Source organism: Actinomadura sp. KC345, from assembly GCF_004348515.1.
Lineage (GTDB): Bacteria > Actinomycetota > Actinomycetes > Streptosporangiales > Streptosporangiaceae > Spirillospora.
The window spans coordinates 1-5757 of the sequence record NZ_SMKH01000399.1 but is presented as its reverse complement, the minus strand read 5'-3'; the positions used below and the strand labels follow the sequence as shown (position 1 = coordinate 5757).

The following is a 5757-nucleotide window of genomic DNA, read 5'->3' as shown; positions in this document are numbered from 1 at the left end:
CACCCCTAGGAGGGACCCCCCATGACCAGAATCGTTCCGAGGCCGCGCGGCAGAGCCGGCAAGGCGGCCGTCCTGATCGCGGCGGCGCTGCCCGCGCTCTCGCTCACGGCGTGCACGTCCGGCGCCGGGTCGGCGGAGGCCGACGAGAACACCATCGTCATCGGGATGGACCAGGACCTCTCCGGCGGCGCGGCCGCGTACGCGTCGATCGTCGGCGCCACCGTCAAGGACGCGGTCGCGGAGATCAACGACAAGGGCGGGATCGGCGGCAAGAAGCTGAAGCTGGTCGTCAAGAGCGACGACAACGACGCGACGAAGGCGCCGACCGTCGTCCGGCAGCTGATCAGCCAGGGCGCGTCGGCCGTCATCATGAACTCCGGCGGGCAGTCCGTCCTCCAGGTGCAGACGCTGCTCAAGCAGCAGAAGGTGCCCGCCATCGCCCCGGTGAACATCACCCCGGGCATCGGGGCGGGTCCCGACGGCGCCTACGCCTACTCGCTCGCCAACCCGACCGAGGACTTCGGCAAGGTCTACGCCCAGGCGTTCAAGAAGGCCGGGTACACGAAGCTCGCCCTGTTCAAGGACGACAGCGCCTCCATCGCCGGGATGGAGAAGGCGCTGATGGACCCGATCCGCGCCGCCGGCATCGAGGTGGTGGCGACGGAGATGGCCCCGGTGGACGCCAGCGACGTCACCGCGCAGGTCACCAAGATCAAGCAGGCGAAGCCGGACGCGATGCTCGTCGCCGCGCTCGGCGGCCAGATGGAGGTGCTCGTCCACAACACCGCGCACCAGCTCATCCCGGACGTCGACCGCTTCTCGCTCGCGTCCATCGGCAACCAGCCCGACCTGTGGAGGCAGGCGAAGCCGGGCGCGCTGGACAAGCTCGTCTTCGTCGGCTCCATCACCGGGGAGAACGAGAAGACCGCCGCGCTGCAGAAGGTCCTGACGAGCCGGCGCGGCAAGGACGTCCAGGTCACCGCCTACGACGCGCAGGCGTACGACGCGATCGGGATGCTCGCCAAGGCGATCGGGGAGGCCGGGGCGAAGGTGGACGGCGAGGCCATCAACAAGGCCCTGGAGCAGGTGTCCGGCTACCCGGCCTCGTTCGGGCAGAAGGGCTACACGCTGTCGTTCAAGCCCGGCAAGCACAGCGGCACCGACGGGCTGTGCGGCCTGATCCTCATGCAGTTCGAGAACGCCGAACCGGGCCGCCAGTGGCCCACGTACCAGCCGGCTTGCGGCTGACGGGAAGGAGGAGCCGTGACAGCGGACATCGACCGCCCGCCGAAACCGGCCCCGGTCGCGGGAGGAGCGGCCGAGTGGTCGCCCCGGATGATGCCTCCGATCGGAAGGGACCTCGGCGACCGGCAGAAGCTCGCGTGCGCGTTCCGGATCCTGGGACGGTCGGGCTTCACCGAGAACATCGCGGGCCACATCACCGTCCGGGTGGACGACACCGAGGATCTGTGGATCAACCCGTGGGGGCTGTGGTGGGAGGAGATCACCGCGTCCGACATCTGCCGGGTGTCCCCGGACGCGGAGGTCCTGGAGGGCCGGTGGGACGTCACGCCCGCCATCCACATCCACACCGAGCTGCACCGCCGCCGCCCCGACGTCCGGGCCGTCGTGCACAACCACCCGTACCACGCGACCGTCCTGGCGGCGCTCGGCGTGCTGCCCGAGTTCCTGCACCAGACCGGGTCGATGTTCGACGGCGACCTGGCGTTCGTGGACGAGTACACCGGTGAGGTCGCCACGGCCGACCTCGGCGCCGACCTCGCCGACCGGATCGGCGACAAGTCGGTGGTGCTGCTCGCCAACCACGGCGTGATCGTGACGGGCCCGTCGGTCGAGGAGGCGACCTACCGGTCCGCGACGATCGAGCGCCAGTGCCGGCTGATGTACGACGTGCTGGTCTCCGGGCGGGACCATACCCTCGTGGCACCCGGCCTGCGGCGGAGCATGAAGGCCTCGCTGCTGGAACGCGGGACCGACTTCTACTGGAACGGCGCCGTCCGCGCGCTGCTCCGCGACCACCCGGAGGTGGTGGAATGAGCATCAACATCGACGACCTCGCGGCCAACACCGGATTCACGACCGGCGGCAAGGGCGCCGAGGGGCCGACCTGGCTGCCCGAGCCCGAGCCGCGCGAACGCAAGTACACCGTCATCTCCGTCGACGACCACATCGTCGAGCCGCCGGACACCTTCGAGGGCCGGATGCCCGCCAAGTTCGCCGACCGCGCCCCGAAGATCGTGGAGCGGGACGGCGGCGCGGAGACCTGGGTCTACGACGGCAACGACTTCCCGAACGTCGGGTTCAACGCGGTCGTGGGGCGTCCCGTGTCCGAGTACAGCTTCGAGCCGTCCCGGTTCGACGAGATGCGGCGCGGCGCCTGGGACATCCACCACCGGATCAAGGACATGGACCTCGCCGGGATCTACGGGTCGCTGAACTTCCCGTCGTTCCTGCCGGGCTTCGCGGGGCAGCGGCTCCAGCTCACCACGTCCGACACCGAACTGGCGCTCGCCTCCGTCCGCGCGTGGAACGACTGGCATCTGGAGGAGTGGGCCGGCTCCTACCCGGACCGGATCATCCCCTGCCAGATCCCGTGGCTGCTCGACCCCGAACTCGGCGCCGAGGAGATCCGCCGCAACGCCGAGCGCGGCTTCAAGGCGGTGACGTTCTCGGAGGCGCCGCAGAAGCTCGGCCTGCCGTCCCTGCACACCGGCCACTGGGACCCGATCATGCGGGCCTGCGCGGAGACCGGCACGGTGGTCAACCTGCACATCGGCTCCTCGGGGACGTCCCCGGCCACCGCCGACGACGCCCCGCCGGACACGGTCGGCGTGCTGTTCTTCGGGTACGCGATGTTCGCCGCCGTGGACTGGCTGTACTCGCTGCTGCCCGTCCGCTACCCGGACCTGAAGATCTGCCTGAGCGAGGGCGGCATCGGCTGGGTCGCCGGGCTGATGGACCGGCTCGACCACATGCTCAGCTACCACGACATGTACGGGACGTGGACGCCCGACATCGGCCTCACCCCGGCCGAGGTGCTCAAGCGCAACTTCTGGTTCTGCGCCGTCGAGGACCAGTCGTCGTTCGCGCTCCGCGACCGCATCGGCGTGGAGAACATCCTGCTGGAGAGCGACTACCCGCACTGCGACTCGACGTGGCCGGACACCCAGGCCGTCATCGAGTCGGAGATCGGCGGGCTGCCCGACGCGGACGTGCAGCGCTTCACCTGGCAGAACGCCGCCGAACTGTACCGGCACCCCGTCCCGGCCGAGATCCAGACCGACCCGAACGCCTTCTGATGACGCTCATGCGCTCATCGGGCGCCGGCGCCTCCGGGGAGTACGACCCGTTCTCCCCGGAGGTGCTGGAGGACCCGGCCTCCGCGCACCGCGCGCTGCGTGCCGGATGCCCGGTGCACCACCACGCGGGCTTCGGCGAGAAGGGCTTCTACACACTCTCGCGGCATGCCGACGTCGCCGAGTTCTTCGGCGACTGGCGGCTCTGGTCGTCGGAGTGGGGCCAGGGCCCGATCTACACGCGGGAGGGCGGGCTGAAGTCCGACCCGCCGGAGCACACCGTCTACCGGAAACTGGTCACGTCGGCGTTCACGGCCCGCCGCACCGCCGCCCTGGAGGACTGGATCACCGCGACGGCCGCCGGGCTGATCGACGGCTTCGCGCAGGACGGCCGCGCCGACCTGTGCGAGTCGTTCGCGATCCCGCTGCCCGTCCTGGTGATCGCCAAGATCCTCGGTGTGCCCGCCGCCGACCGGGAGGACTTCAAGGACTGGTCGGACCAGTTCATGGCCGGTCAGAACGCCGCCGACCCGGCCGTGCAGGGCGCGGCCCGCGCCAAGATCGACGCGTACTTCGGGGCGATCCTGGCGCAGCGCCGCGAGACCCTCGCCGCCCGCGGCCCGGAGGCGCTTCCCGACGACCTGCTCACCGCCCTGCTCACCGCCGAGCACGACGGCCGCCCGTTCACCGACGAGGAACTGCTGCCGCTGATCCTCCTCCTGCTGGTCGGAGGCAACGAGACCACGACATCGCTGATCGCCAACGCGGTGTGGCGGCTCCTGTCCCTCGGCCTATGGGACGAAGTGCGGTCGCACCCGGAGTCGGTGGACGCGGCCGTGGAGGAGAGCCTGCGCTACGACCCGCCCGTCCTCGGTCTCTACCGGACCAACACCCGTCCGGTCGTCCTGCACGGCGTCGAGATCCCGGAGAGGTCGAAGGCGCACGGGCTGTACGCGTCGGCGAACCGGGACCCGGAGGCGTGGGACGACCCGGACACCTTCCGGCTCGACCGCGACGTGGCCGACCTGCGTCGGCGTCACCTGTCGTTCGGCGTCGGCCGGTACCTGTGCCCCGGCGCGGCGCTGGCGCGGCTGGAGGCGAGGATCTCGCTGAGGCTGCTGGGCGAGCGCCTCCCCGGCCTCCGGCTGGACGGCGAACCGGTCCGCGTCGACTCGTTCATGATGTGGGGCCCTGCCAGCCTCCCCATCGCCTGGTCCCGTTGACGGCGGGAAGGGGCGGAGACCCGGCCTCTTCCCGCCCTCTCAGTCGTCGAGGACGTGGCATTGGGCCGCGGTGAGGTGGCGGCGCGCGGCGCGTTCGGCGCCGGCGGCGTCGCCGGCCGCGATCAGCTTGATCAGCCGGTGGTGCGCGGTCATGCCCTGGGAGCGCTGGTCGGTCCCGGGGAACTCGCCGCGTCCGGCGGCGCCGCCCGCCCATTCCTCCTCGGCGGCCGTCCACAGCCGTTCGAGCGCGCCGACCGCCACGGCCATCGCGGCGTTCCCGCAGCCGAACACGAGCTGGGCGTGGAAGCCGCGGGCCGCGCGCGTGAAGCCGAGCGGGTCGTCCAGGTGCGCCTCGACGTCGCGCTGCGCCGCCTCCAGGGCCGGGACGACGGTGCTCGCCCGGTCGGGACGCTCGGCGCACAGGCCCGCGCACACCGGCTCCAGCCGCACGAGCGCGACCGCGATGTCGTCCGGCGCCGAGTGGCGGGTCCGCAGCACCAGATCGATGGCCTGCGCCGCCGTCTCGGTGCGCGGGACGTGCACGATCGCGCCGCCCTTGTTGCCGCGCTGCACCGTGATGAGCCCCTCGGACTCCAGGATGCGCAGCGCCTCCCGCATGGACGGCTTGCTCACCCCGAACTCGGCGAGCAGGTCGTCCTGCGGGCCGATGATCTCGCCGTCGGCCAGTTCGCCGTTGACGATCCGCTCGCGCAGGACGGAGGCGACCATGTCGGCGAGGCGGGGCTGGCGAATGCGCGCCGGGCGCGTTCCCTCCACCGGTCCCCCGTCATGACTGAGATGGGCCAGAGGCCCCTAACATCTAAATCTTAGCACCCGCAGAAGGGGGATCCGTGCCGGCCGAACCGCTCCACCGCGTGACGTTCCGCCTGTCGTACGGCGACTGCGACCCGCCGGGATCGTGTACTACGCCAACTATCAACGCTGGATGGAACGCACGCACACCGAATGGTGGTTCCTCCAGGGCCTCCGCTTCGACGAACTCCCGTCCCGCCTGGGCGTCGCCGTGGTCACCCGGGCGTCGACGGCCGAGTACGAGCGCACGATCACCCTGTTCGACCAGGTCGAGTGCCGCATGTTCGCGGGACGGGTGGGCCGCTCCTCGTTCGAGACCCGCTACGAGTTCGTCCGCGAGGACGGCACCCGCGCGAGCACCGCCACCCTCACCCTGGTTTGCGTGGACCCGTCCGCCCCGGAGG

Annotated in this window: 6 protein-coding genes; 5 read left to right on the top strand and 1 reads right to left on the bottom strand. The window is 71.1% G+C overall.

The window, feature by feature from the left end:
• Positions 1 to 21: 21 nt before the first annotated feature.
• Genes E1281_RS36530 through E1281_RS36515 form a run of 4 tightly spaced genes read left to right on the top strand, consistent with a single transcriptional unit; the run spans position 22 to position 4540 of the window.
• Positions 22 to 1248: an ABC transporter substrate-binding protein gene (locus E1281_RS36530; RefSeq protein WP_131884274.1), complete on the top strand. Its 1227-nt coding sequence runs from the start codon at positions 22 to 24 to the stop codon at positions 1246 to 1248.
• Positions 1249 to 1263: 15 nt separating this feature from the next.
• A complete protein-coding gene (locus E1281_RS36525) occupies positions 1264 to 2058 on the top strand; it encodes a class II aldolase/adducin family protein (protein ID WP_207943718.1) in 795 nt (264 codons plus the stop codon).
• Complete coding sequence (locus tag E1281_RS36520; RefSeq protein WP_131884273.1) at positions 2055 to 3320, top strand: amidohydrolase family protein; 1266 nt, start codon at positions 2055 to 2057, stop codon at positions 3318 to 3320. Before E1281_RS36525 ends, E1281_RS36520 begins: the two co-directional genes overlap by 4 nt.
• Before the next feature lie 8 nt (positions 3321 to 3328).
• Complete coding sequence (locus E1281_RS36515) at positions 3329 to 4540, top strand: cytochrome P450 (RefSeq protein WP_165959262.1); 1212 nt, start codon at positions 3329 to 3331, stop codon at positions 4538 to 4540.
• Between the two features lie 39 nt (positions 4541 to 4579).
• Here the strand turns inward: E1281_RS36515 and E1281_RS36510 are convergent, their stop codons facing one another.
• Positions 4580 to 5317 carry an FCD domain-containing protein gene (locus E1281_RS36510; protein ID WP_131884271.1) on the bottom strand — a complete coding sequence of 246 codons (738 nt, stop codon included), beginning with the start codon at positions 5315 to 5317 and terminating at the stop codon, positions 4580 to 4582.
• Between the two features lie 169 nt (positions 5318 to 5486).
• Between E1281_RS36510 and E1281_RS36505 the strand changes: the two genes are divergently transcribed.
• Positions 5487 to 5757: acyl-CoA thioesterase (locus E1281_RS36505; protein ID WP_131884270.1), on the top strand; the 271-nt coding region annotated here is incomplete at its 3' end.